The 25836-nt window shown below is 69.9% G+C and carries 26 protein-coding genes and 1 pseudogene; 19 read left to right on the forward strand and 8 right to left on the reverse strand.

Annotation, left to right across the window (positions count from 1 at the left end):
• Positions 1–406: pseudogene (locus tag ACFWX1_RS30430) on the reverse strand (cysteine hydrolase); the annotation flags it as partial.
• 80 nt (positions 407–486) lie between these two features.
• Here ACFWX1_RS30430 and ACFWX1_RS30435 point away from each other — a divergent pair.
• The 6 genes from ACFWX1_RS30435 (at position 487) to ACFWX1_RS30460 (ending at position 7450) form a co-directional block, all read left to right on the forward strand.
• Entirely contained in the window at positions 487–864 is a 378-nt protein-coding gene (locus tag ACFWX1_RS30435) for an SRPBCC domain-containing protein (RefSeq protein WP_378393147.1), read from the forward strand.
• Between the two features lie 95 nt (positions 865–959).
• Complete coding sequence (locus ACFWX1_RS30440; protein ID WP_378393149.1) at positions 960–1490, forward strand: pyridoxamine 5'-phosphate oxidase family protein; 531 nt, start codon at positions 960–962, stop codon at positions 1488–1490.
• Between the two features lie 178 nt (positions 1491–1668).
• The gene (locus ACFWX1_RS30445) at positions 1669–2385 is read left to right on the forward strand and encodes a hypothetical protein (RefSeq protein WP_378393151.1); all 717 of its coding nucleotides are present in this window, start codon (positions 1669–1671) and stop codon (positions 2383–2385) included.
• Positions 2382–3968, forward strand: coding sequence for a DNA polymerase Y family protein (locus ACFWX1_RS30450; protein WP_378393153.1), 1587 nt, complete (start codon positions 2382–2384; stop codon positions 3966–3968). Before ACFWX1_RS30445 ends, ACFWX1_RS30450 begins: the two co-directional genes overlap by 4 nt.
• 2 nt (positions 3969–3970) lie before the next feature.
• Entirely contained in the window at positions 3971–4117 is a 147-nt protein-coding gene (locus ACFWX1_RS30455) for a hypothetical protein (RefSeq protein ID WP_378393155.1), read from the forward strand.
• 3 nt (positions 4118–4120) lie between these two features.
• Complete coding sequence (locus tag ACFWX1_RS30460) at positions 4121–7450, forward strand: error-prone DNA polymerase (protein WP_378393157.1); 3330 nt, start codon at positions 4121–4123, stop codon at positions 7448–7450.
• Between the two features lie 6 nt (positions 7451–7456).
• Here the strand turns inward: ACFWX1_RS30460 and ACFWX1_RS30465 are convergent, their stop codons facing one another.
• Positions 7457–8254: an SDR family oxidoreductase gene (locus ACFWX1_RS30465; protein WP_378393159.1), complete on the reverse strand. Its 798-nt coding sequence runs from the start codon at positions 8252–8254 to the stop codon at positions 7457–7459.
• Between the two features lie 124 nt (positions 8255–8378).
• On the opposite strand from ACFWX1_RS30465, the gene ACFWX1_RS30470 reads away from it, so the two are divergent.
• The 4 genes from ACFWX1_RS30470 (at position 8379) to ACFWX1_RS30485 (ending at position 10610) form a co-directional block, all read left to right on the forward strand.
• Positions 8379–8762, forward strand: coding sequence for a winged helix-turn-helix transcriptional regulator (locus ACFWX1_RS30470; protein WP_378393161.1), 384 nt, complete (start codon positions 8379–8381; stop codon positions 8760–8762).
• A complete protein-coding gene (locus ACFWX1_RS30475; protein WP_378393163.1) occupies positions 8762–9421 on the forward strand; it encodes a hypothetical protein in 660 nt (219 codons plus the stop codon). Before ACFWX1_RS30470 ends, ACFWX1_RS30475 begins: the two co-directional genes overlap by 1 nt.
• 67 nt (positions 9422–9488) lie before the next feature.
• Positions 9489–9986 (forward strand): VOC family protein, encoded by a 498-nt coding sequence (locus ACFWX1_RS30480; protein WP_378393165.1) that lies wholly within the window; start codon positions 9489–9491, stop codon positions 9984–9986.
• 33 nt (positions 9987–10019) lie between these two features.
• Positions 10020–10610, forward strand: coding sequence for a pentapeptide repeat-containing protein (locus ACFWX1_RS30485; protein WP_378393167.1), 591 nt, complete (start codon positions 10020–10022; stop codon positions 10608–10610).
• Positions 10611–10664: 54 nt separating this feature from the next.
• Here the strand turns inward: ACFWX1_RS30485 and ACFWX1_RS30490 are convergent, their stop codons facing one another.
• Positions 10665–13352 carry a TNT domain-containing protein gene (locus ACFWX1_RS30490; protein WP_378393169.1) on the reverse strand — a complete coding sequence of 896 codons (2688 nt, stop codon included), beginning with the start codon at positions 13350–13352 and terminating at the stop codon, positions 10665–10667.
• 176 nt (positions 13353–13528) lie between these two features.
• On the opposite strand from ACFWX1_RS30490, the gene ACFWX1_RS30495 reads away from it, so the two are divergent.
• Positions 13529–14383: a bifunctional methylenetetrahydrofolate dehydrogenase/methenyltetrahydrofolate cyclohydrolase gene (locus ACFWX1_RS30495; RefSeq protein ID WP_378393171.1), complete on the forward strand. Its 855-nt coding sequence runs from the start codon at positions 13529–13531 to the stop codon at positions 14381–14383.
• Complete coding sequence (locus ACFWX1_RS30500; RefSeq protein ID WP_378393173.1) at positions 14383–14691, forward strand: DUF3017 domain-containing protein; 309 nt, start codon at positions 14383–14385, stop codon at positions 14689–14691. Before ACFWX1_RS30495 ends, ACFWX1_RS30500 begins: the two co-directional genes overlap by 1 nt.
• Positions 14692–14775: 84 nt before the next feature.
• Here the strand turns inward: ACFWX1_RS30500 and ACFWX1_RS30505 are convergent, their stop codons facing one another.
• Positions 14776–15948: an MFS transporter gene (locus ACFWX1_RS30505; protein ID WP_378393174.1), complete on the reverse strand. Its 1173-nt coding sequence runs from the start codon at positions 15946–15948 to the stop codon at positions 14776–14778.
• 208 nt (positions 15949–16156) lie between these two features.
• Positions 16157–16486 (reverse strand): ArsR/SmtB family transcription factor, encoded by a 330-nt coding sequence (locus ACFWX1_RS30510; protein ID WP_378393175.1) that lies wholly within the window; start codon positions 16484–16486, stop codon positions 16157–16159.
• Positions 16487–16588: 102 nt separating this feature from the next.
• Between ACFWX1_RS30510 and ACFWX1_RS30515 the strand changes: the two genes are divergently transcribed.
• Positions 16589–17803: an MFS transporter gene (locus ACFWX1_RS30515; protein ID WP_378393176.1), complete on the forward strand. Its 1215-nt coding sequence runs from the start codon at positions 16589–16591 to the stop codon at positions 17801–17803.
• Positions 17804–17812: 9 nt separating this feature from the next.
• On the opposite strand, the gene ACFWX1_RS30520 is transcribed toward ACFWX1_RS30515, so the two are convergent.
• A complete protein-coding gene (locus ACFWX1_RS30520; protein WP_378327525.1) occupies positions 17813–18001 on the reverse strand; it encodes a DUF1918 domain-containing protein in 189 nt (62 codons plus the stop codon).
• A 232-nt stretch (positions 18002–18233) separates the two neighbouring features.
• Between ACFWX1_RS30520 and ACFWX1_RS30525 the strand changes: the two genes are divergently transcribed.
• The 5 genes from ACFWX1_RS30525 (at position 18234) to ACFWX1_RS30545 (ending at position 23855) form a co-directional block, all read left to right on the forward strand.
• A complete protein-coding gene (locus ACFWX1_RS30525) occupies positions 18234–18752 on the forward strand; it encodes a TrmH family RNA methyltransferase (RefSeq protein WP_378393177.1) in 519 nt (172 codons plus the stop codon).
• A gap of 13 nt (positions 18753–18765) precedes the next feature.
• The gene (locus ACFWX1_RS30530) at positions 18766–19419 is read left to right on the forward strand and encodes a spermidine synthase (RefSeq protein ID WP_378393179.1); all 654 of its coding nucleotides are present in this window, start codon (positions 18766–18768) and stop codon (positions 19417–19419) included.
• Positions 19420–19449: 30 nt separating this feature from the next.
• A complete protein-coding gene (htpG, locus tag ACFWX1_RS30535) occupies positions 19450–21378 on the forward strand; it encodes a molecular chaperone HtpG (RefSeq protein WP_378393181.1) in 1929 nt (642 codons plus the stop codon).
• A gap of 359 nt (positions 21379–21737) precedes the next feature.
• Positions 21738–22319 (forward strand): HhH-GPD-type base excision DNA repair protein, encoded by a 582-nt coding sequence (locus ACFWX1_RS30540; protein WP_378393183.1) that lies wholly within the window; start codon positions 21738–21740, stop codon positions 22317–22319.
• 99 nt (positions 22320–22418) lie between these two features.
• Positions 22419–23855 (forward strand): pentapeptide repeat-containing protein, encoded by a 1437-nt coding sequence (locus ACFWX1_RS30545; RefSeq protein WP_378393185.1) that lies wholly within the window; start codon positions 22419–22421, stop codon positions 23853–23855.
• 54 nt (positions 23856–23909) lie between these two features.
• Here ACFWX1_RS30545 and ACFWX1_RS30550 read toward each other — a convergent pair whose 3' ends face one another.
• Positions 23910–24689 carry an AraC family transcriptional regulator gene (locus ACFWX1_RS30550; protein WP_378393187.1) on the reverse strand — a complete coding sequence of 260 codons (780 nt, stop codon included), beginning with the start codon at positions 24687–24689 and terminating at the stop codon, positions 23910–23912.
• Between the two features lie 50 nt (positions 24690–24739).
• On the opposite strand from ACFWX1_RS30550, the gene ACFWX1_RS30555 reads away from it, so the two are divergent.
• A complete protein-coding gene (locus ACFWX1_RS30555; protein ID WP_378393189.1) occupies positions 24740–25162 on the forward strand; it encodes a DUF2000 family protein in 423 nt (140 codons plus the stop codon).
• A gap of 45 nt (positions 25163–25207) precedes the next feature.
• Here the strand turns inward: ACFWX1_RS30555 and ACFWX1_RS30560 are convergent, their stop codons facing one another.
• Positions 25208–25831 carry a class I SAM-dependent methyltransferase gene (locus tag ACFWX1_RS30560; RefSeq protein ID WP_378393191.1) on the reverse strand — a complete coding sequence of 208 codons (624 nt, stop codon included), beginning with the start codon at positions 25829–25831 and terminating at the stop codon, positions 25208–25210.
• Positions 25832–25836 lie beyond the last annotated feature (5 nt).

The following is a 25836-nucleotide window of genomic DNA, read 5'->3' on the forward strand; positions in this document are numbered from 1 at the left end:
ACCCCGCTCTCGGCGCTTTCTTCTCGCCCATAAGGGCGCTCCGGGCCACGCCCCACCCCGCCCAGCGGGGTGGGGGGGGGGGGCGGGGCCCCCCCGCGACACGGTATTTCTCGGCCACTTCCGGGCCGTAGAACTCTTCGGCGGCCGGCCTCCGTTCCGTCGACGGCACCACCCACGCGACCGTGCCGCCCGCCCGGCGGAGGGCGTCCGCGAGACGGCCGATGGCGGGCACGATGCCCCGGCAGTACGGGTTTCCGTGCACGAAGAACGGGATCATGTCGACGACCACCAGCGCGGTCCGCCCGGGAACGAGCCGGGGGAACGCGAAACGCCTGCCACGACGGGCCTCGTGCCGGGCGTACTCCCGTGGCTCGATCCGCCACGTGTGCTGCTTGCCGATGTCCACGCGGCGGACTGTAGCCGGGCGCACCGACAGAAACGCGCCGAACGGATGACGGACGCCCGGGGCCGCTCTAGATTCGGACCATGGAAATCTCCGAGCAGATCGTGGTTCCCGCGGACGCCGAGCGCACCTGGCGGCTGGTCACCGAGCCCGGGAACTTCCAGCGGTGGTACGCCTTCGGCGGCGCCGAGATCGACCTGGTGCCGGGCGGCGCGATGGCCCTGCGATGGGACGAACACGGCAGCTTCCCCGCGCGGGTCGAAGCCGTGACACCCGGACGTCGCTTCGCTTTCCGTTGGCTGCTGCCGGAACCCGGCGACCTGGTCGACATCACGATCGCCCCGGCGGAAGGGGGCACGCTGGTCCGGGTCACCGAGAGCGGCACGCTGGACGACGCCGGGACGAGCGCCATGGCTTGGCGGAATTCGCTGTCGCTGCTCCGGGAACTCGCGAGTTCGTGACGGCTGAGAAGCACCTCTTCCCGGCGTGACGACACTCGGGAAGAAGTCTTCGGTTCCCGGTGTCGATCCGGGCTCGTCCCGTTCGACGCACTGGTATGACTGACACTGCTTTCGAGCCGACATCGATCACCAACCTCGACCGATACGGGTCCGCGGAGCTGCCGTGGAGCCGTCCGCGCGACGTCCTCGTCGACGACACCCCCAAAGCCGACCTGACCTTCTTCCTGGCCACCGCGCGGCCCGACGGGCGGCCGCATTCGGCGGGCGTCGGGGCCTTGTGGCTGGACGACGCGCTGTACTTCACGAGCGGGCCGGGTACCCGCAAGTCGCGCAACCTCGCGGCGAACCCCGCCTGCTCCGTGTCGGTACGCCTGCGCGGCATCGACCTGGTGCTCGACGGCGAGGCCGAGCGGATCACCGATCCGTCCACTTTGGAGCGAGCGGCGGCCGTCTACCGCACCGGCGGCTGGCCGGTTTCGGCTGCGGGAGACGGTTTCACGGCCGCCTACAGCGCGCCGAGCGCGGGTCCCGCGCCGTGGCACCTCTACCGTCTCACCCTGCACACCGCTGTCGGCGTGGCCACCGCCGAGCCCTACGGCGCCACCCGCTGGGACTTCCGGCGCTGAACCGCCGCGCTTGACAACCGGCGCGGATCCGGGTTGACTGAACACGTCGAACAGGTGTTCGACGTGTTGGGAGAGTGCAACACCGAGTGAAGCCGCCTTCCCCGCGGCGTCCGTTGTCCTCCTGCCACGTTTCCGGGCGTGGCGGGCGGGCACGTGTCCGCAGTGGGGAGGTGCAGCAGTGACGGCCGTGGTGGAAACGCCGGTCGCGCCCGTGGCGCGGCTCGCGGCACTGCCCGGAGTGAGCACGGCCAGCCGTGCGCAGGCGAGAACGCCGGGAAGGGTGCTCCCGGTCTCTCCTGCCCTGGCCGGTCTCCTCCCCGCCACAGGGCTCCGGCGCGGGAGCACCGTGGCAGTGCACGGATCGACCTCATTGCTGCTCGCCCTGCTCGCCGGGGCCACCGCCGCCGGGTCGTGGGCGGCGGTGGTCGGCGTGCCTTCACTCGGGCTGGCCGCGGCGGACGAGCTCGGGGTGGACCTGTCCCGCCTCGCGCTCGTCCCCCGGCCGGGCACGGAGTTCGCCGCGGTGGTGGCGGCCCTGCTCGACGGGGTCGACCTCGTCGTGGCCAACGGGAACGCGGTGGCGCCCGCGGTGGCGCGGCGGCTGTCCACCAGGGCCCGGCACCGGGGTGCGGTGCTGCTCTCCCTCGGCCCCTGGCCGGGAGCCGAGGTGGAGCTCTCGAGCAGCCGTGACCGCTGGCAGGGGCTGGCCGGCGGTCACGGCTCCTTACGGGCGCGGCGGATGTCGGTGCGGGTGCGGGGCCGGGGCGCGGCCGCCCGCCCGGTATCGGCGGAGCTGCTGCTGCCGGGGCCGTCGGGCGACGTCGTCCGCGCGGACACGGCGGCGGTGCCCGCGGCGACGGTGTCTTCGGCGGTGTGCGAGGAGGCCACCGGATGACCGGCCCGCTGCCCGCCCGGATGCTGGTGCTGTGGTGCCCCGACTGGCCGGCGGTCGCCGCGGCCGCCACCGCCGGGATACCGGTGGCCCGGCCGGTCGCGGTGTTCTCGGCGAACCGGGTCGTCGCCTGCTCCGCCGTGGCGCGGACCCGCGGGGTACGCCGGGGCATGCGACGGCGCGAGGCGCAGTCCCGCTGCCCGGACCTCGCCGTGTTCGGCGTGGACGACGGCCGTGACGCCCGGCTCTTCGAGGCCGTGGCACGAGCGGTCGAGGAACTGGTGGTCGGCGTCGAGGTGGTCCGGCCCGGCGTCGTCGCGGTCCCGGTGTCCGGGGCGGCGGGCTACTTCGGCGGGGAACACCGGCTCGTCGAGACGCTGGTCGACAAGGTGGCCGCGGACGCGGGCGTGGAGTGTCAGGTCGGCGTTTCCGAAGGGCTCTTCGCCGCGACTCTCGCCGCCCGACACGGCGAGCTGGTCGAAGCCGGCCGTGGCGCGGAATTCCTGGCACCGCTGCCCATCCGGGAGCTGGACCAGCCGGACACCGACCGCGCCGAGCTGGTCGATCTGCTCGGCAGGCTCGGCCTGCGGACGCTCGGCGCCTTCGCCGGGCTCGCCGAGCGGGACGTGGCCTCCCGGTTCGGGCTCGCCGGAGTGCTCGCGCATCGGCTGGCACGAGGGCTGTCCGAACGCCCGCCGCTGCGCCGCACGCCGTCCCCGGAACTGGCGTTGCCGGAGACCTTCGACCCGCCGCTCGACCGGATCGACGTCGCCGCGTTCCGTGCCAAGGGACTCGGCGAGAAGTTCCACGCCCGCCTCGCCGATCGCGGGCTCGCCTGCACCCGGCTCGGTATCTACGCCACCACCGAGGAAGGCGAGCAGCTCGGCAGGGTGTGGCGCTGCGCCGAACCGCTGACCCCGCACGGCGTCGCCGACAGGGTGCGCTGGCAGTTCGAGAGCTGGCTGCGTGCCGCGCCGGGAGAACGTCCGACAGCGGGGGTGGAGCGGCTGCTGCTGGAGCCGGAGGAACTCGTCGAAGGACGTTCCCTGCAACTCGGGTTGTGGCGGGGCAAGGCCGCCGGCTTCACGGGCCTGGAGGAGGACGACGCCGTCGCCACCGAGCGGGCGGGCCGGGCGTTCGCCAGGGTCCAGAGCCTGCTCGGCCCGGAAGGGGTGTTCACCGCCGTGCTCGACGGCGGCTTCGGGCCTGCCGAGCGGGTCCGGAAGGTGCCGTGGGGCGACCGGCACGAGCCGAGCCCGGCGGCGGAAGCGCGGTGGCGGGGGCGGCTGCCCGCCCCGTCCCCGGCGACGGTGCTGGAACGCCCGTTGCCCGCTCAGGTCTTCGACGCCGAGGGGCGTCCGGTGGGCATCACCGCACGGCGCCGGATCACCGCGCCACCGCGCCGGATCAGCCTGGGCGGGGAAGTCCGGGACATCCTCGGCTGGACGGCGTGGTATTCGGGCGACCGGCGGGCGCGGGTTCCGCTGCTGCTCGCCGGTGGCCGGGGCGAGAGCGAAGAAGCGGTGCTGGCGCTGTGCGCCGGCACCGAGAATCCCGTGTGGACAGTGGAAGGGATGTACGACTGACCATGGACGAGGAATACCGGCGAAGCGTGCGGGACTGGCTGCGGGCGGAGCCGGTCGTACCGGCGCAGCGGCAGTCCTGGGACCTGCCCGAGGACGCCGTGCCGTCGCCGCCGATCCCGGTGCCCCGGGTCTCCCCGGAGAACTGGTGACCGATGGGCTGGAACAATCCGCCCGTTCCCTGGAAGGACCTCGCGGATGCGCTTTCGGGGGAGGCCACCGAGGGTGAGGTGTGGGGCGGCCGCAAGGAGAACCGGCGGAAGCCGAAGGACCCGCCCGCACTCCGGGGCGTCGAAGACGGGGGGAGCGGTGTCCGGGTTCCCTACGCCGAGCTGCACTGTCACTCCAACTTCAGTTTCCTCGACGGGGCAAGCCATCCCGAGGAACTGGTGGAGGAGGCCGCCCGGCTCGGGCTGGACGCGATCGCGCTCACCGACCACGACGGCATGTACGGGGTCGTGCGGTTCGCCGAAGCGGCCAAGGAACTCGGCATGGCCACGGTGTACGGCGCGGAACTGAGCATCGGGCTTTCCGGGCCGCAGAACGGGATCGCCGATCCCGAAGGCGAACATCTCCTGCTGCTGGCCAAGGGAACGGACGGTTATCGCAGCCTGTGCCGGGCGATCACTGCGGGGCAGCTCCACGGCCACGACAAGGCGGAGCTGCCGCCGGAACTTCGCGCGGAGAAAGGAAGGCCGGTCTACCGGCTGGAAGCGGTCGCCGAGGAGGTCGCCGGGGACTGCGTCGTTCTCACCGGCTGCCGCAAGGGCTCGGTGCGTGCGGCGCTGGAGACCGAGGGCCCGGCCGCGGCGGCGGAACGGCTCGCCCGGCTCGTCGACCTCTTCGGCAAGGACAGCGTCTACGTCGAACTGACCGATCACGGGCTGCCGCTGGACAGCGAACACAACGACCTGCTCTGGGAAATGGCGAGGGAGTTCGGGCTGCCGACGGTGGCCACCACCGGGGCGCACTACCCCTGGCCCGAACGCGGCAAGCTGGCCACCGCGCTCGCGGCGATCCGGGCGCGGCGCGGCATCGAGGACATGGCGGGCTGGCTGCCCCCGGACACGACGGCGTTCCTGCGCTCGGGTGCGGAAATGGCGGAGATCTTCGCCCGTTATCCCGGCGCGGTGCAGCGATCCGCCTTGCTGGGCAAGGAATGTGCCTTCGACCTCAAGCTGCTCGCGCCGAAGCTGCCCCCGTTCGACGTTCCGGAAGGTTCCACCGAAGCGAAGCACCTGCGTGAACTCACCTACCGGGGAGCGGAGAGACTCTTCCGAGGGGACAAGAAGGAAGAGTCGTTCCAGCAGATCGATCACGAGCTGGACATCATCGAGAAGCTGGAATTCCCGGGGTACTTCCTGATCGTGTACGACATCGTGCGTTTCTGCCACGAGAACGACATTCTTTGCCAGGGAAGGGGATCGGCCGCCAACTCGGCGGTCTGCTACGCGCTGGGCATCACCAAGGTGGATCCGGTGAAGTACGGGCTGCTCTTCGAACGGTTCCTCGCGCCCGACCGGGACGGCTACCCGGACATCGACATCGACATCGAATCCGACCGGCGCGAGGAAGTCATCCAGCACGTCTACCGGAAGTACGGCCGGTTGCGGACCGCGCAGGTCGCGAACGTGATCACCTATCGGGCAAGGTCCGCGGTACGGGACGCCGCGCGTGCGCTGGGGTACGCACCCGGGCAACAGGACGCGTGGAGCAAGCAGATCGATCGCTGGGGTGCGTTGCACGACACCGAAAAGGATCACGACCACGACATCCCGGAAGAGGTCGTCCAACTCGCCTGCGCGCTCGAAGACTTTCCGCGGCATCTGGGAATCCACTCCGGCGGGATGGTGATCTGTGACGAGCCGGTGAGCCAGGTGTGCCCGATCGAATGGGCGCGGATGGAGAACCGCAGCGTACTGCAGTGGGAAAAAGACGACTGCGCTGTCGCCGGACTGGTCAAGTTCGACCTGCTCGGGCTCGGCATGCTGTCGGCGCTGCACTACATGCTCGATATGGTCAAGGACTACAAGGGCGAGGAAATCGACCTCGCCACCTTGGACCTGAAGGACAAGAACATCTACCGGATGCTCCAGCGCGCCGACGCGATCGGCGTGTTCCAGGTGGAGAGCCGGGCGCAGCTGGCGACGCTGCCCCGGTTGAAGCCCGGCAACTTCTACGAACTCGCCGTCGAAGTGGCGTTGATCCGGCCGGGGCCGATTCAGGGTGGTTCGGTGCATCCCTACATCCGCCGCAAGAGCGGAAAGGAGGAGGTGAAATACGATCACCGGCTGCTGAAGAACGCGTTGGAGAAAACCCTCGGTGTGCCGCTGTTCCAGGAACAGATGATGCAGATCGCCCTCGACGTCGCGGACTTCACCGCCGCCGAGGCCGATCAGCTGCGGCACGCGATGGGCGCCAAGCGGTCCGAGAAGAAGATGGAGCGGCTACGGCAGCGATTCCTCGACGGTGCCATAGCGAACGAAGTCGAACCCGAGCTCGCGGAGCAGATCTTCGGCAAGCTCAAGGCGTTCTCGAACTTCGGCTTCCCGGAAAGCCACGCGCTGAGCTTCGCGCATCTGGTGTTTTCCAGTGCCTACTTCAAGTTCTACCACCCGGACGCGTTCTGCGCCGGACTGCTGCGCGCGCAGCCCATGGGGTTCTACTCGCCGCAGTCGCTCGTCGCCGACGCGCGGCGGCACGACGTCACCGTGCACGGCCCGGACATCAATCGCAGCCTGCCCCACGCGACGCTGGAACCCCTGCCGGACGGGGGAGAACTGCACGCCGTCCGTACCGGGCTCGGCACGGTCCGCACGATCGGCGAGGAACTGGCCAAGACGATCGTGGCCGAGCGCGAGGACGGCGGCCCGTTCGCGAGCATGTCCGATCTGGCGCGGCGCGTGCGGCTGACCCGCCCGCAGGTCGAAGCGCTGGCCACGGCCGGGGCGTTCGCCTGCTTCGATCTCGAACGCCGCGAGGCGCTCTGGGCGGCGGGCGCCGCCGCCGAGGACCGTCCGGAGAAACTTCCCGGCACCTCGGTCGGCGTGCACGCCCCCACCCTCCCCGGAATGTCCGAAATGGACACCGCGGCCGCCGACGTCTGGGCGACGGGGCTGTCCCCGGACAGCTTCCCGACCCAGTTCATCCGCGAACGGCTCGACGCACTCGGCGTGCTTTCGGCCGAGCGGCTGGCGAAGCACGGGCACGGCAGCCACGTCCTGGTCGGCGGCGCGGTGACGCATCGCCAGCGGCCGGGAACCGCGGGCGGGATCACCTTCCTCAACCTCGAAGACGAGACCGGCATGGTCAACGTCGTCTGCACCCGCCACGTCTGGCAGCGCTATCACCGGGTCGCCCGGTCCAGCTCCGCGCTGCTGGTCCACGGCATGGTGGAGAAGGTCGACGGGGTGATCAACGTGCTCGCCGAACGGTTCGAGCCGCTGCCGCTGCGGATTCCCTCGAAATCCCGGGACTTCCGCTGACCGTGCTCAAGCGGGCTTCGTCATCACGCCCCGCACCCCGCCGAGCTTCTGCTCCAGCACGTCACGGCCGCCGTCGACACGGATGATCTGTCCCGTCGCCGCACCGAAACCGTCGCCGGCCACCAGCGCGATCGTGCGGGCGACGTCTTCGGGCGTGAGCACCCTGCCGAGCGCCGAGTGCTCCCGCAGATACTGCCGGACGCCGTCGGTGATCACCTCCGCGGTCGCGTCGGTGTCGACTGCGCCGGGCGAGACCGTGTTCACGGTGACGCCGTATTGGGCGGCCTCGGCGGCGACCTGCCGGCTGAAGGTGTTGAGCGCCGCCTTCGCGGTGGAATGCGCGGTCGAACCACCGGCGTCGTCGGCGGCGGTGCTCGAAACGTAGACGATCCGCCCGGAACGCTGCTCCCGCATGATCGCCAGCACGCGCTGGGTCAGGAAGTACACGCCGGACAGCTCGTTGTTGACCTTCTCGGCGAAAACCTCCCACGGCAGCGAGAGCAGCGGTTCGAGCGGCGGCTGCGCGGTGTTGGCGTTGCACACCAGGACATCGACGCGGCCGTGCGCGGTACGGACGCGCTCGGCCAGCGCCGCCACCTGCTGCTCGTCGCACACGTCGGCCTGGATCGCCGCCGCGCTTCCGCCCGCCGTTTCGATCGCTTTGACGACACCGGCGGCGGCTTCGGCGTTGCGGTGGTAGTTGACGATCACGTGGTAGCCGCGTCGCCCGAGTTCCCGGGCTGTCGCCGCTCCGACGCCCCGGCTCGCGCCACTGACCACGGCGACCGGTGCTGGCTGGTTCATGGATTCCTCCGTCGGGGCAAGGAAATCCGGCGGGTCCGCCGGCAGGACCCAGGCAACCATATCGGCTTTCCTTTGGTAAGGACCTACCTTCAGGTAGGCTCCCTACCGATCGGGAGGTGCGCAGATGGGCAAGGGTGTGTCCGTCCCCGTGGGTGACGTGTTCGACAGCACGTGCCCCGGGCGCATGATCGTCGAGAACCTCACCAGCCGGTGGATGACGCTCATCCTCGCCGCGCTGCGGGACGGTACGTTGCGGTTCTACGAACTCCGCGACAAGGTCGACGGCATCAGCGAAAAGGTGCTGACGCAGAAGCTCCGGAGCCTGGTCCGCGACGGTCTCGTCGAGCGCACCGTCGAGCCGTCCACGCCGCCGAAGGTGAGCTACACCCTCACCGAACTCGGGCACAGCGTCATGCGGCCGCTCGGCGACCTCGTGCGGTGGATCGAGGACAACGGGAGTGCCGTCCTCGCCGCCCAGGACCGGCACGACCGGGAGCACGCCGGCTGATGCCCGGTCTCGTCGAACTCGCGTACACGACCGCGGGCGGTGCCGTCGGGGCGGTCGTGACCAACTACTTCACCAAGTACCAGGATCGGCGCCAGTTGCGTGGCGCAGTGATGGAAGCCCTCTACGCGCTGGCCGCGGTGCCCAGCGGTGTCCGCGAACTCGCGCCCGGCGCCGCGCCGATCCCGCCGGTGGCGGGACGGCCACGTTCGATCGCCGGCGAACTCGGTCTCGTCGTGACACTCGACGAAGGCTCCCCGGCGGATTCGGCGTTCCGCAAGGCGTTGGCGACGTACATGGTGGCCGCGCTCGCCGCCGGGATCCCCCGCGTCGCTATGGACTTCGCCGCGGGCGCGTACGAGCGCGAGCTGGAATGCGAGGCGCTCCGGCTGATCGACGCCGAGGCGGGCAATCCGCTCGGCGCGGCGCCCGCCGAACTCCTCGCCACGTGCGTGAGCTACCGGAAGTCCGCCACCGGACTGCTGCTCAAGCTGCTGTGGCATCCCCGGTGGACGCGGCCGCGGATGCGGTCCGGGATTCGCCGCCTGCGAGCCGGCGTCGAACCGCTGAACGGACAGCAGGAGGCCGTACACCGGCGGCTGCTCGAATCCGGGAGCGTCGCCGCGCTGGCCGAACGGATCAAGGAAAAACCGGAAACCTAACGGACGATTTCTGTCCTATATGGCTTCTAGCGTGGTCCGCACCAGACCACGGACGAAGGAGCCATCGATGACCACCCACCCCGCCGCCGGTCCGATCCCCGCCGGATACACCACGGTCACCCCGTGGATCATCTCCCGGGACACCGCCGCGCTGATCGACTTTCTCAAGCGCGCCTTCGGCGCCGAGGAACTGGGCAGGGTGACCGGCGAGGACGGCAGGATCGGGCACGCCGAGGTCCGCATCGGCGACGCCGTCGTGATGATGTTCGACGCGCGGGACGAGTGGATCGACACTCCCGCGTTCCTCCGGCTGTACGTCGAGGACAGCGAAGCCACGCAACGCCAAGCCGTCGCCGCCGGGGCGACCGAGGTGACGAAGCAGACCGACCTGGCCTTCGGCGATCGCGTCGGCCGCGTGCTCGATCCGTTCGGGAACCTGTGGTGGATCCAGACGCGCCTGGAGGACCTGGATTATCCGGAGATGGAGCGCCGGATGCGGGACCCGAAGTACATCGCGGCCATGGAGTACGTGCAGAGCGCGGACATCGTTCCGCGTAAGGCGTGACCGCGCCCGGAGGCGATGTGTCATCCTTGCCGGGTGACCACCGAGACCGCCGAAGACTACCGCGAGGCCGTGCTTTCCGGACAGTGGTGGGAAAAACGCCATTTCACCGGCTGCGATTTCACCGACGCCGACCTGCGCGGGCTGCGGACGAGGGGCTGCACGTTCGACGACTGCGACTTCTCCGGGGCCGATCTCAGCGGCTCCCGGCACGACGCGTCGGCGTTCCGCTCCTGCGTGTTCGAGCGGACCTCGCTCGGCGAGAGCCGGTGGAGTTCCTGTTCGCTGCTCGGTTCGTCCTTTGTGGACTGCTGGTTCATCGGGATCGCGCTGACCGAATGCGATCTTTCCCTGGCGTCGCTGGCACGGGCGCGGCTGCGCAAACTCGGCCTGTCCGGCCTGCGGCTGCGCGAGGCCAGCCTGATCGAGGCCGACCTCACCGGCGCGGACCTGCGCGGCTCCGACCTGACCGGCGCGCGGCTGGGCGACGCGAAACTGTCCGGCGCGGACCTGCGCGGCGCGATCCTGGACGCGAACGGGCTCGTGCAGGCCGACCTTAGCGGCGTCTACGTCGACCCCGAGACGGCGGTCGCATACGCCGCCGCGCACGGCCTGATCGTCAAGTAGCCCAACAGAAACGGGGCACGCGATGCTCGCGTGCCCCGTTCCGCCGAAGCCGGATCAGTCCACCGGGGGTTCGCCGGGATCGAGTTCGATCAGGTCACCCTCGGCCAGCAGTTCCTCGATCGACGCGGGCAGCAGGTACGCCGAACCACCGCCGGGCTGGTTGAACCAAGGGATGGCGACCCCGGCGAGCGTCTCGAGCGGACGCTGCACGCGGTAGACGTGGTACGGGCGGTTGACCCACTCGGGCACGAGCGAGCGCTCCTCGAACGGCGTGCCCGCGGCGTAGGTCAGGTTCCCGCTCGGCCCGCCGAACCGGTCCAGCTCGCTGCCCGCGGGCAGTTCCCGCAACTCCTTGCCGCGGAACAACGTCAGCGGCGGCTCCCCGGCCATCGGGGCGATCGGCCACTGCTGGTTCCCGCCGCCACCACCGGAGGCACCGGCACCCTGCGCGGCCCGCACGGGCGCTTCGCGGCGCGGAGCGGGCGGTGGCGGAACCGGGACGACCGCCGTCGGCGCCGGAGCGGGCGGCTCGCGCCTCGGCGGCGCGGGCGGGGGCGGCGGAGTCACCTGCCCGCTCAGCGCGGGGGCCGGGGGTGCCTGCGGACGTGCGGGCGGCGGCGACGGCTCGTCGAGCGGGTCGTCCCCGAGCAGTTCCTCGGCCGTGGTGAACGCGGTCTGCTCCTGGGCGGGAATCGACTCCCGCGGCGGAACGGGTTCCCGCACGGGGGCGGGCTCGCGGGCAGGCGCGGGCTCGCGCGGCGGGATCGGGTGCGACCCGGTCGCGATCTCCGGCGAGAGCGTCGCCAGCACCGGAGGCGGCGGGGCGTCCGCCGGATCCGGCTGCGCGGGCTCCGGCTCGGCGGGCGGCGGAGGCGCGGCCACGTGACCGTTCGGATTGAGCAGGACCTTGCCGAGCATGAACGCGGCCGCGTCCTCGGGGTCGCCGAAGACCGCCGGGTTGCTCAGCTCGCCGTCGTACCAGCCGACGCGCCAGCCCTCTTCGACCTGCTCGACACTCCAGCCGTGTTCGGCGGGCTCGCCCAGCCGATAGCCGTCGGCGGGCACACCGAGCTCGTCCAGCTTGGCCCGCAGATCCGCCAGCGCGGGCACGGGATGACGCTCTTCGGGCTGGGCACGGCGCGGCTCCTCGCGCAGCGCCCGGCGCGGGCCGGACTGCTGCTCGCGCCGCGGCGCGGCCGGGGGAGCGGGCGGCTGCTCCTGCCGCGGCTCCGGCTCGGCCAGCGGCAGCGGGCCGGGCACCGGCGCCGCGCCGGCGATACCAGGTTCGGCGATCATGGTCGGCGGGCCGGGGTCGTAGGCCTCCGGTTCCTCGTGGGCACCCACCGGCTCCGAGTGCTCCGCGGGCACCTGCCGCACGGGACCGGTGTCCCCGTCCTCGTGGGCCGCCGCGGGGGAGTACTCCTCGGTCTCGCCGAGATCGGGGTGATGCCCCGGCTCGGGCGAGGAGCCGTTGCTCCCGGCACTGTGCGCCGCGTGCGCAGCCTGCTCCTCGTGCTCCGGCTCGTCGACGAACCGGTCGTCGAACTCCTCGTGCTCCTGGTACGCCTCGTCGTCGTAGTGCTCGGCGTAGTCCCCGGCCTGTTCGTCATGCGCGGAATCCGCGTACTCGTGCCGCTGTTCGAAGTCTTCCTCAAACGGCGGCTCGGCCTGCGACGCCGCGGGCGGCTCGGCGGCAGGCGCGTGCACGGCGAGCGGGCTTTCGACCACCGGGGCGGCCTGCGCGGCGGCAGGCGGCTCGGCGGGCGGCGGACCGTCCTGAGCGGGCGGTGCCGGAGGCGCAAACGCTTGCGGGGCCACCGGCGGGGGCGGCGGCGCGGCCTGCGGGGGCGGCCCGCCGGGACGCTGCTGCGGCGGCTGGTTGCCCCGGGTCAGATACGCGCCGGCGGCCTGCAGCGTCGCGTCGTCGACCGGCGGAAGCGCGAAACCGACGGACCGGACGTGCTCGATCAGGTCCGGTTCGGGCGAGACGCCGTAGGTGCGCAGGTAGAAGTTGACCGCCGCGGGCCAGATCCACTGCCCGTCGCTGTGGAACGCGACCGGGACGGTGGCCTCCGGCGTCTGGGCGAGCCGGTCGATGTCGTAGCCGCGTTCGGTGACCACCAGCGGCGCGTGGTCGAGGTACTCCAGCAGCCTGTCCTGCTCTTCGACCTCGAGGTCGGGGCGGTTGATCACCGGACGGCCCGCCGGGCCGATGGTGTCGAAGATGCGGGCGATCCGGAAGTGCGGGCCGGGCAGCTCGGGTCCGAGACCCGACATGCGGCGGATCAGCCAGTCCGGGACGTTCTCCTCGGTCCGCGGGAACATCCGCAGCTCGTCGGAGTACGCCTGCGGCGGCGGCGCGAGGTCCCACTGCGGTTCGTCGCGGTTGTACTCGAGGTTGTAACTGGACGGGTGATCGAGCTGGTAGCGCGCGTTGAACCAGGTGCCACGGCCGTCGCGGTACATCCCGGCACGCAGGCGCCCGAACAGCGTCGCGATGTCGTGGGTGGCGACCCACTCCTGCGCGGTGCCGTCCTCGGTGATGATCTCCCCGGTCAGCTCGTGGTATCTGCCGACGGCTCGGTACTCCGCGGTCACCTTGCGCCAATCGCGCGGGGCGGCGCGCAGCAGGGCGAGGCCGATCTGCTTGACCAGGGTGTCCTGCTCCGTCGCGTTCAACTGCGTCGTCGGTTGTGCCACGGACACATTTTGACTGTTCGCGCGCGCGTGTGCACCCCGCATGTGGGTTTTGCCGCCCTCCGGCAGCCGGACACGCCCGCTGACCTCGGCGTATGTGGAGTGTCCTGCGTCACGTCATGATCGCGGGTGGGTGAGTGTAACGATATCGGGAGAGCCCGCCGAAAGCCCGGAACGACGCGCGGGGAGGCCGCGGAGCGCGCTTTGCCAGAATGGTGCTCATGACGGCCAAGGTTCTCGACGGTAAGGCCACCAAGGACGCCATCTTCGCGGAGCTGCGCCCGCGGGTGGCGGCGCTCGCCGCGCGGGGGGTGACCCCCGGGCTGGGCACGGTGCTGGTCGGCGACGACCCCGGCTCGCACGCGTACGTGAAGATGAAGCACGCCGACAGCGCGAAGATCGGCGTCAACTCGATCCGCCGCGACCTCCCCGGTGACATCACCCAGGACAAGCTCGAGGCCGTCATCGACGAGCTCAACGCCGACCCGGCGTGTCACGGCTACATCGTGCAGCTGCCGCTGCCGAAGCACCTCGACCCCGGCCGGGTGCTCGACCGCATCGACCCGGCCAAGGACGCCGACGGCCTCGCCCCGGTCAGCCTCGGCCGCCTCGTGCTCGGCGAGCGGGGCGCCCTGCCGTGCACCCCGTACGGGATCATCGAACTGCTCAAACGGCACGACGTCCCGATCGCCGGTGCGCAGGTCACCGTCGTCGGCCGCGGGATCACTGTCGGCCGCACCCTCGGGCTGCTGCTGACCCGGCGCAGCGAGAACGCCACGGTGACGCTCTGCCACACCGGCACCCGCGACCTCGCCGCCGAGGTCCGCCGCGCCGACATCGTCATCGCCGCCGCCGGAGTGCCCGGGATCATCACCCCCGAAATGGTCAAACCCGGTGCCGCCGTGCTGGACGTCGGCGTCTCCCACGTCGACGGCAAGCTGACCGGCGACGTCGCCCCCGGCGTCGCCGAAGTCGCGGGCTGGCTGTCGCCCAACCCCGGCGGCGTCGGACCCATGACCAGGGCGATGCTGGTCGGCAACGTGGTCGAGGCCGCGGAACGTTCGGTCGCGGGCTGATGGCCGTGGCCGGACAACGGAGCGACCGCCGCACGACGCGGGAGCACCTGCCGTTCGCGCTGGTCCTGCTCGTCGTCGCGGTCGCCGCGCTGCGGATCTTCCAGTACCACTGGCGGGAGGGCGCGGTGCTCATCGGCGGCGCGCTCCTGCTCGCCGGTCTGCTGCGCGGGATCCTGCCCACCGAGAAGGCGGGACTGCTCGCCATCCGCGGCAAGCCCGTCGACGTCCTGACCTACGCGGCCTTGTCGGTCCTCATCCTCTTCGTGGCGCTGACCATCATCGGCGGCCCCTTCGGCGGCTCTTCCTGAAGGGGACTTTTGTCTCGCGGGACGAGCTGAAGGGGACTTTCGTCGCATGTAACGCGAGGAAAGTCCCCTTCAGCACACGCTGGGTCAGGAGGCCATCGCGGGGGTGAGGCGGGACTCGCGGCGGTCCAGGCCGCCGGACACCGCCGCGATCGAAAGGCCCAGCACGGCGAGCAGCGCGCCGACCCAGTTCGGGGCGACCAGGCCGAGACCGCCCGCGATCACCAGGCCGCCGAGGTAGGCGCCGATCGAGTTGGCGATGTTGAACGCCGACTGCACCGCCGCCGACACCAGCGACGGCGTCCCGCCCGCCTTCTCCATGATCCGCGCCTGCATCATCGGGCCGATCATGAACCCGGCGACGCCGACGAAGAAGATCGTGATCGCCGCGCCGACCTTGCCCTGCGCGGTCACCGTGAAGATCCCGAGCACCGACGCCAGCCCGAGCAGCGCGACGTACAGGCTCGGCATCAGCGCGCGGTCCGCGAGCCGCCCGCCCAGCAGGTTGCCGATCGTCATGCCGACCCCGGCCAGCGCGAGCAGCACCGTGACGTTCGACGGCGAGTAGCCCGCGACGTCGGTCAGCATCGGCGCGATGTAGGACAGGCAGGCGAACACGCCGCCGAGGCCGAACATCACGATCGCCAGCGCGAGCCAGACCTGCGGGCGGCGGAACGCGCCGAGTTCGTTGCGCAGCGAAGGTTCCGCGGGCCTGCCCTGGTGCGGCACGAGCTTCGCGATCGCGGCGATCGCGACCAGGCCGATCACCGCCACGACGCCGAACGTCGCGCGCCAGCCGACCCGCTGGCCGAGCAGGGTGCCCAGCGGCACGCCGACGACGTTGGCCAGCGTCAGGCCGAGGAACATCATCGACACCGCCTTGGCGCGCTGGCCGTTCTTGGCCAGGCTCGACGCGACCACCGCGCCCGCGCCGAAGAACGCGCCGTGCGGCAGCCCGGCGAGGAAACGGAACGCCACCCCGAACTCCTGGTTGGGCGACAACGCGAACAACGCGTTGCCCAGGGTGAACAGGCCCATCATGGCCAGCAGCATCGTCTTGCGCGGCAGCCGGACGGCGGCCGCGGTGAGCAGCGGCGCCCCGACCACGACACCGAGCGCGTAGCCGGAGATGAGATAGCCCGCGGTCGGGATCGACACCCCGAAGTCGGCGGCGGCCTGGGGCAGCACACCCATCATGACGAACTCGGTTGTCCCGATGCCGAAGGCACCGATGGCGAGCGCGAGCAGCGCGACGGGCACGGCTCTCCTTCCCTGGGTAAACGATTTCTCAGACCAGGCTCCGGCCACAGTGCAGGCTCCGGCCACGGTGTCTGAATCGATTTAGTCGGCTGGCAAAAAGGAAGACAGCTTCAGCGGCCCCGGCGGCGCGTGCTGTCCCGCGTTCAGTTCAACCCACGAGGGGTGCCGTTGTCATCCCGGTTTCGCGTGAGCCCGCCCACGTGGACGATCAAGCGTCGTGGGGCGCGGCCAGCACCGCGTCGAGCAGTCCGGGGAAGACGACGTCAAGATCGTTGCGCCGCAACGAGTTGTAGCGCGTGGTGCCGTCCTGGCGGCTGGCGAGGACGCCCGCCTGGCGCAGGATTCCCAGGTGATGGGTCAGTGTGGACTTCGTCACGGGGACGTCGAACGCGCCGCACGCGACCTCGCCCTCGGTGTTCGCGACCTGGCGCACGATCGCGAGGCGGACCGGGTCGGCCAGCGCGCGGAGCAGGGCCTCGATCGTCAGCTCGGTGCGATCGGGATGGACGATCGGCGTCAGGGGTACGGCGCTGTTCACGGTCCCATAGTACGACAGTCATCGAAATTGTCGGTGCCGCGTAGTACGGTGATCTTCGTACTACGACAGCCATCGAACTATGTTTGTTGGGGGATCCACCTCATGGCCACCGTCTCCACGGCAGCACCGCAGGCACCGCCGGTGAAGCAGGCGAGAACGTCCGTGCTCGCGCTCGGCACGTTCGCCGTCGGCACCAGCGGGTACGTCGTCGCCGGGCTGCTTCCGGCGCTGACCACGCAGCTGCACATCTCCGCCACCACCGCGGCGCAACTGGTCACCGCCTTCGCCGTCGCCTACGCGATCGGTTCCCCGCTGTTCGCCGCGCTCACCGGGCGCTGGGAACGGCGTGCCGTCCTGGTCGGCGCGCTCGTCGTCACCGCGGTCGGCAATGTCCTGGCCGCGCTCGCACCGGAGTACTACACCCTGCTGGCCGCGCGGGTCGTCACGGCGATCGGGGCGGCCGTGTTCACGCCCGCGGCCAGCGCGGTCGCCGCCGAGCTCACCGCGCCGGAGCGGCGTGGCCGCGCGGTGGCGCTCGTGTTCGGCGGGCTCACCATCGCCACCATCCTCGGCGTGCCGCTGGGCAGCCTGCTGTCCCAGCAACTCGGGTACCAGACCGTGTTCGCGCTGGTCGGGGCGTTCGCGCTGGCCGGGGCGGTCGCGGTCCGGTTCGCGCTGCCGAAGGTCGCGCCACCGCCCCCGGTGCGGTTCGCGGAACGCTTTTCCGTCGCCAAGGACACCCGGGTCCTGGCGATGCTGGTGACCACCGTGCTCGCCTGCCTCGCGGCGTTCACCGTGTACACGTTCATCTCGCCCGTGCTGGCCACCACGGCCGGGCTGCACGGCACGGCCGTGACGGTCCTGCTGTTCTGCTACGGCATCGGGGGCGCGATCGGCAACTTCGCCGGCGGCCGCGTCACCGACCGCTGGGGCGCGCGGCGGCCGCTGCTCGCCGTGGTCGCCGGACTCACCGTGGTGCTGGCCGTGCTGCCGGTGGTCGCGAGCACGGCCGTCGGCGCGGGCATCGTGATGTTCCTGTGGGGCCTGTGCACCTGGTCGTTCAACCCGCCGGTGCAGCACCGGCTGATCGAGCTGTCGCCGGTGCACGCTGGGCTGGCGCTTTCGCTCAACGCCTCCGCGATCTACCTCGGGGTCGGCCTGTCCGGCGTCGTCGGCGGGGTGGTGCTGGACGTCGGCGGGCCGACCCTGCTGCCGGAGGTCGCGGCGGTGCTGACCGCGGTGGCCGCCGTGGTCGTCCTGGTGGGCTGGCGCGCCCGTACCGCCACCGCCCGGGAGGAGGTGGCGGTATCGAGCTGATGGCGCCGGTTATCCGGTGTGTGCCTGTACCTCGCAGTCGGGGCCGGGATACACCAGGGCTTCGTGCCCGTCGGCGAACCGGACCAGATAGGGCGGTTCCCCGTTCTTGCCCCGCACCTCGAGGATCTCGCCGCGCTGTTCGGCGGATCCCACGGTGCGGCCATGGACCTGGATCTCGTCTCCTACCATCGCGTGCATGGGGCTTCACCTCCGCAGGTTCCAGGTTAAAAGCGAGGAGGGATCGCGTACAGGGCCGATGGGTCGCCTGGCCAGTTACTGATCCGGCCAGAAAGCAGGCGGACACGGGCCGCAGCCGGCCTGCTCGCAGAGACCCGTCTCCGCCGTGGCTGTGGTCGGATCAGTAACCAACGGCACAGTAGAGTGGTGCCATGACCAACGCACAGTCTGGAGGCGTCGAGCCTCGACGCCGGTGAGCCCGTCGATCCGGGTCCGCACCCCTCGGGAACTGCGGGCGAACCGGCGGAAACGAGCTCACTCCTGCTGGGGACATCTGGTCGCGGCGCCGCTCTGGCCACAGCACGGCGCGAACCTCGGCACCCTGCTCCGCACGTGTGACGCCGTCGGCGCTTGCCTTGCGGTACCACGGTTTCCGTGGGTCCCGGAGGCATTGCGCCGCGGCAACACCTTGCGCCGCCCGGCCTGCGTGCACTGGGTGCACGATCCGCCCGGCTGGCTTGCGCGGGGGCGCGCGGCAGGTACTCACGTGGTCGGGGTCGAGCTGGCCGAGGAAGCGGTGCGGCTGGCCGACCTCCCGCCCGCGCGGGGCCGCACGATCGCGGTGCTCGGGCACGAGCGGCACGGCGTCCCGTCCGAGGCGCTGGACCTGCTCGACACCGTGGTCGAGATCCCGATGGCCGGCATGGGCGCCAGCCTGAACGTCGCGGTGGCCGGGAGCCTGGTGCTGTACAAGCTCGCCGGGCTGCTGTGAGAAGGTGCCGTCCGTGGCGGAAGTGGTCGATGTGGTGCGCGGCCGTGGCGGGGAACTGGTGCTGCGACGCGCCGGGGAAGCGTTCGAGGTCATCGCGAACGGGGTGTTCCTCATGGATACCCGCAACGGCGAATCGGAGCGGCTCCTGGTGACCGGCGCGGCGGACGCGCTGGCCCCGGGGGCGCGGATCCTGATCGGTGGTCTCGGCGTCGGGTTCTCGCTACGGGCGGCCCTCGAGCACCCGAACGTGGGCGAGGTGGTCGTCGTGGAACGAGAGCCCGCGGTGATCGAGTGGAACCGTGTCGGTCCTTTGAGGACGGTGCATGGCGACGCGCTCGCCGACCCGCGCGTCATCGTCGTCGAGGCGGATCTCGTTGCCTGGCTGCGGGAAACCGGCGAAACCTTCGACGCGCTGTGCCTCGACATCGACAACGGTCCTGAATGGACTGTCACGGACGGGAACGCGGCGCTGTACGGCGAGTCCGGCGTAGAAGGTCTCGTCGCGCGGCTTCGGCCCGGCGGCGTGATCGCGGTGTGGAGCGCCGGCGCGGCGCCCTCGTTCACCGAGCGGCTGCGATCGCGGTTCGCCGACGTCCGGGTGGCCGAGGTCCCGGTACTGCGCGGCGAACCGGACGTTGTCTGGTTCGCTAAGATGTCGGGCCGGTAATACGTGGTTATCGCTGGGAGGGGACGTTAGGTGACGACGTCGGCGGAGACGCTGGAGTTCCAGTCGGAAGCGCGGCAGCTGCTGCGGCTGATGATCCACTCGATCTACTCGAACAAGGACACGTTCCTGCGGGAACTGATCTCGAACGCTTCGGACGCGCTGGACAAGCTCCGGCTGGAGGCGTTCCAGGACAAGGACCTGCAGGCCGAGACCGATGACCTGCACATCACGCTCGAAACCGACCCGGAGCAGCGCACGCTCACCGTGCGCGACAACGGCATCGGGATGTCCCGCGACGACGTGGTGAACCTGATCGGCACGATCGCGAAGTCCGGCACCGCCGAGTTCCTCGCCAAGCTCAAGGAGGCGAAGGACGCGGCCGCCTCCGGCGACCTGATCGGCCAGTTCGGCATCGGCTTCTACTCCAGCTTCATGGTGGCCGACAAGGTCACGCTGGTGACCCGGCGGGCAGGGGCGGACGAGGGAGTCCGGTGGGAGTCCGAGGGCGAGGGCACCTACACGATCGAGCCGGTCGCCGACGCCCCGCAGGGCACCGCGGTGACGCTGCACCTCAAGCCGGTCGACGTCGAGGACCACCTCTTCGACTACACGTCGGTGGCGAAGCTCCGGGAGATCGTCAAGAAGTACTCGGACTTCATCACCTGGCCGATCCGGATGACGACCGAGCCCGCCGCCGAGGGCGAAGAGGGTGAGGAGAGCGCCGAGCCGAAGGTCGAGACGCTCAACTCGATGAAGGCGCTCTGGGCCCGCCCGTCCTCGGACGTGAGCGAGGACGAGTACCACGAGTTCTACAAGCACGTCAGCCACGACTGGCAGGACCCGCTGGAGACGATCCGGCTGCAGGCCGAGGGCACGTTCGAGTACCAGGCGCTGCTGTTCCTGCCCTCGCGCGCGCCGATGGACTTGTTCATGCGGGAGCGCAAGCGCGGCGTGCAGCTCTACGTCAAGCGCGTGTTCATCATGGACGACTGTGAAGCGCTGATGCCGGAGTACCTGCGCTTCGTCAAGGGCGTGGTCGACGCGCAGGACCTTTCGCTCAACGTCTCGCGCGAGATCCTGCAGCAGGACCGCCAGATCCAGCTGATCCGGCGCCGCCTGGTCAAGAAGATCCTCTCGACGATCAAGACCATGATGTCGGGAGACGAGAAGAGCGCCGAGAAGTACGCGACCTTCTGGCAGGAGTTCGGTCGCGCGGTCAAGGAAGGGCTGCTCGACGACACCGAGAACCGCACGGCCATCCTCGACATCTGTTCGTTCTCCTCGACACACGACGCCGAGAAGCCGACCACACTGCGCGAGTACGTCGAGCGGATGAAGGACGGCCAGGAGCACATCTACTACCTGACCGGCGAGTCGCGGCAGGCGATCGAGAACTCGCCGCACCTGGAAGCCTTCCGCGCCAAGGGGTTCGAGGTGCTGATCCTGACCGACCCGATCGACGAGATGTGGGTCGACGCCGTCGCCGGGTTCGAGGAGAAGCAGTTCCAGTCGGTCGCCAAGGGCCAGGTCGACCTCGACACCGACGACGAGGAGAAGACCGCCGAGCGCGAGCAGAAGCAGAAGGACTTCGCCGGCCTGCTCACGTGGATGTCCTCGGCGCTGGAGGACAACGTCAAGGAGGTGCGCCTGTCCTCGCGGCTCACCACTTCGGCCGCCTGCATCGTCGGCGACAGCTACGACATGACGCCGACGCTGGAGAAGATGTACCGGGCGATGGGGCAGGAACTGCCGCCGGTCAAGCGCATCCTCGAACTCAACCCGGAGCACCCGCTGGTGAGCGGCCTGCGCGCCGCGCACGAGGCGCGACCGGAGGACGAGGGGCTCAAGGAGACCGCCGAGCTGATCTACGGGATGGCGCTGCTGGCCGAGGGTGGCGAGCTGGCCGACCCCGCGCGGTTCGTCTCGCTGCTGTCCCAGCGGCTGCAGAGCGCGCTGTAGGCGAAACCCACGCACCGCCGCCGTCCACAGTGGACCCACCGGTTCACCGCGGCGGCGGTGCGCGGCGCCGTGTCGACGCCGTCGCGTGTTCCGGCGGCCTCATGTCGGCATTCCGGTTGGACGCCGCACTGCTTGCACAGCAGATCGGGGAAGATCTGGACCTTCTGGTCGCTTGACCTTGTCGATAATGGAGTAGGGCGTTTCGCTACTCTCCGTTACCAGAGACGCGTCGGCAGCCCGCGAAGTGGCGACATCATGTCGGTACCACTGGCCGGTTGACGGCGGACGAAGAACAACCAGTTCGGATGGCTGCGCACGCCCGAGGTTTCGCTCTCCGGTTTACCTGCCAAAATGACCTCATGACCCGTACCTTGCACCTGACCGGCAACGTCGAGGCGGACCAGCTGCTGAGCGAGGATGCGCTGGCGCTGCTGATCGGCATGCTCCTGGATCAGCAAATCGCGATGGAGACGGCCTTCATCGGGCCGAAGAAGATTGCCGACCGTATGGGCGGCTTGGACATAACCAAGATCGCGGAAGCCGACACCGAAACATTCGTGGAACTGTGCGTGACGCCTCCCGCTATTCATCGCTACGGAGGCTCGATGGCCCGGCGGGTGCAGACGCTGTGCCAGTACATCATCGAGCACTACGACGGCCGGGTCGAAGGCATCTGGACCGACGGTCGTCCCAAGCCGGACGGCCCCGAGGTGCTCAAGCGGCTCAAGGCCCTGCCTGGCTACGGCGAGCAGAAGGCCAAGATCTTCCTGGCTCTGCTGGGCAAGCAATACGGTGTGCAGCCAAAGGGCTGGAGGGCGGCAGCGGGCGCATACGGTGACCGCGGCTCCCGGCGGTCCATTGCGGACGTCACCGGCCCGGACACCCTGGCCGAGGTGCGGGCGTTCAAGAAGGCGGCCAAGGCTGCGGCCAAGGCCGGCTAAAGCTACGCCGGCTTCGGGCAGGCGCGTTCAACCGGCCAGGGCTGACAACCTCACAGGACGGGTGCGTTACACCTCGTCAACTACAGGCGACTGAGGTGTATGACCAATCAAGTCGCGAACACTTCCCAGTCAGTAACCGTTGCTGTTTCATCGGTAGGTGACTTGCCTTCGTTCCAGCCAGTCATGCGTCCGATTCCGCGCTGGGTAATAGCTGCCGGTGTTCCTGTGATGGTGCTCGTCGCCGCAGCAGCCGTGTGGGTGCTACTCGAATCCTCGGTAGGCACGGCACAACTGGATGCCATACGCACGGGTGGCACTCTGGGGGTCGGACTCGGCGGGGTTGTGGCTTTATGGCTTGCGATACGCAAGCAGCGGTCCACTGAACTGGACCTGGTGCAAAAGCACAACGCGCACCGGCTTGCCGAGCGGACTGCAGCGCACAACGAGAAGATTGCTGCGGACAGTTACGCTCATCAGCTGCAGATGGCCAAGGATGCGAGTGAGGACGCTATATCGCGTCGGATCGCTGAACGGTACAGCAAAGCGGTAGAGCAACTCGGGTCCGATCAGGCGATTGTCCGGTTGGGCGGATTGTACGCGCTGGAAAATCTGGCTCAGGAGAATCTCGAACCGAGCCTGCGACAGACCGTTGTCAACGTTATTTGCGCGTACCTGCGGGTCGCGCCGGTCGAGGGTGGGCAGCAAGGCCGTGCTTCGAGGCCATTGGGGCGCCGTCCGGTCAATGGCGGCAAGGCTGTCTCGCACGCCACGTTCGCTGGCCGACGTTCCAGTGCCAAACCAGCTGCGCCGGTGTCGTCTGATGAACATCAGGTTCGGCTTGCCGCCCAGCGCATCCTGGCGAGTCACCTGCGCCCAGGTGCTGAGGTGTTCGGGACGCTCGATGCCTTCTGGTCCGGCATGGACCTCGATCTCAGTGACGCGTTCCTCGTGAACGTTGACTTCAGTGAGTGCCACATCCGGAATGCGCGATTTTGCCGTGCGACATTTTGTGGAGAGGCGTCGTTTGGTGATACCGTATTTCTTGAACGGGCAGAATTTGACGAAGCCCGCTTCGACGGCAATGCAGATTTCGAGAATTCCGTTTTTGAGGAAGGTGCGCTTTTCGGGCAGGTCGAATTTATGCGGTTGACGGGCTTCTATGGTGCCGAGTTCGCTGGATATGCCGGGTTCGAAAGCTCCTTGTTTATGGCTGGCACCAGTTTCACGAAAGCTAAATTTGGCGATGGAGCGGAGTTCGGCGGGGCTAATTTTGCTGGGTTTGTCAGTTTTGACGAAGTCAAGATTTCTCGTGGGGTCGGGTTTGAAGGTGCAGAATCGTCCGAGATTGTCGAATTCAACGGGGCCGAGCTGGGCGGTGACCTCGAATTCAGGCGTATCAAATTCGCTCGGGGTGCGAACTTTATGAAAGCAACCTTGTGCGGTGATGCCGCTCGGCTGGCCAAGGCGATTGAAAAGTTCCCCGGCCTCGTTCCTGTGGCAGCTCAAGACGACCAGCCGGCTGGGGTGGCTGATTGAGCGAGTACTTCTTCGGGGCTCAACCTCCTGGCGGTTGGTGCATCGATGACTTTGTCATCCTGCCGTGAAACGGCCGGGGGTCGTCCCGAGATACCGCTTGAAATGCCGGGTCAGATGGGCCTGGTCGGCGAAGCCGGCGCGGACCGCGGCCTCGGCGGCGGGAGTCCCGGCGAGCAGGAGGCGGCGGGCCCGGTCGACGCGGCGGCCGGTCAGGTAGCGGTGCGGCGGCAGGCCGAACCGCCTGCCGAAGGCGCGGACGAGGTATGCCGGGTGCGCGCCGAGGGTGTCGGCGGCTTCGCGCAGGGTCAGCGCGTCGGGCAGGTGTGCGTCCAGCAGGTCCCGGAGGTCGTCGGCGACGCCCCTGGCGGGCGGGGCGCCGGTCAGCGGGCGGTCGAGGTGGTCGCGCAGGCGGTCGGCGACCAGGACCAGCCTGCTTTCGGCTTCGAGGGTGTCCGCCGGATGTGCCAGCGTCTCGTGTAGCTGGTGGACGCGGGCACGCAGCAGCGGATCGGCCATGCTCGGGTGGTCGACGGCCGCGCCGATCAGGTCCTCGCCCAGGATCGACGTGTCGAGGTAGAGCACGCGCTTGCGGAAGCCGTGGCTGGTCGCGGCCCGGCCGTCGTGCGCGACGTTCGGTGGCAGCAGCGTCACCGACGCGCCGAGCGCGCCGTGATGATGGCGGTCCAGGTCGTAGCGGATCGCGCCGTCATCGACGATCAGCAGCGTCCACGTGTCGTGCGTGTGCACCGGATAAGCGTGCTCGACGAAGCGTGCGTGGAAGACCTCGGCGATGCCCGGCACCGGCGGCTGCCAGGCCGAGATCCGTTGCCACATGTCAAGAACGTACAAGACGCCTAGGCCACGCGGCGGCGAGTCTTGCTGGCATGTCCGAACCGATTCGCTTCCCCACGAAGATCGCCGTGCTCCTGCGGGACGACCTGGCGTCCTGGCAACGGCTGAACGTCACCGCGTTCCTGGTCAGCGGCATCGCGCACGCGACCCCCGAGATCATCGGCGAGCCGTACGAGGACGCGGACGGCACCGGTTACCTGCCGATGTTCGGCCAGCCCGTCATGGTCTTCGCCGGGACCGCCGACGTGCTCGCCGCCGCGCACAGCCGTGCCCTCGCCCGCGGCCTGCGGATCTCGGTCTTCACCGACGAGCTGTTCCACACCGGTAATGACCGCGACAACCGCGCCGCTGTCCGCGCGGTGCCTGGCGAGAAGCTCGCGCTGGCCGGGCTGGCGGTGCACGGCCCGAAGAACGCCGTCGACAAGATCCTCAAGGGCGCCACGCTGCACCGGTGACCGGTGCGGCGAAAGACTCCACAAAGGACGGTGAGCCGAGCCGGATCACCGTGGCGCGCGGGCGTGGACGACGAAGGCGGAACGCGGACGTTCGTCCTCCGTGTCCAGCCTGCGCGCGACGACGTCGGTGAAACCGGCGCCGGTGGCCAGCGCGGCGGCTTCCTCGGCCGTGTCCGGGATCGGCAGGTCGGCCGGGACGAACGCGGCGAACGCCCCCGACGGGGAAAACCTTGCCGCCACGGGAAGGCTGAAGGCCGCGACACCGCCGGGCCGCAGCACGCGCAGCCAGTCGCGCAGCGCGGGCGCGCCGAGGAAATGCAGTGCGGACGCGCAGAGCACGGCGTCCGCGCTGCCGTCTTCGGCGGGCATCGGCACCGCGGAGCCGACCTGCCAGGTGATCCGGCGGTCCGGGTCCAGCGTGGCCGCCTTCGCCTCGGCCTGCGCGATCATGCCGGGGGAGATGTCCACCGCGAGCACCTTGCCAGGGGACAGCCGCAGGGCCGCGAACGCCGCGTGGCCGGTGCCCGCCGCGACGTCGAGCAGCAGCGCGGGTGCCGGTTCGACGGCGAGCCCGTCGACGAGCGCGTCCGCGACGGTCGCGTGGAAGGTGTTTTCGTCGTAGGTTCCGGCCAGCCCGTCGTGCAGTTCGGCCATGGTGGGGTCGCTCACCGATC

Source organism: Amycolatopsis sp. NPDC059021, from assembly GCF_042739895.1.
Lineage (GTDB): Bacteria > Actinomycetota > Actinomycetes > Mycobacteriales > Pseudonocardiaceae > Amycolatopsis.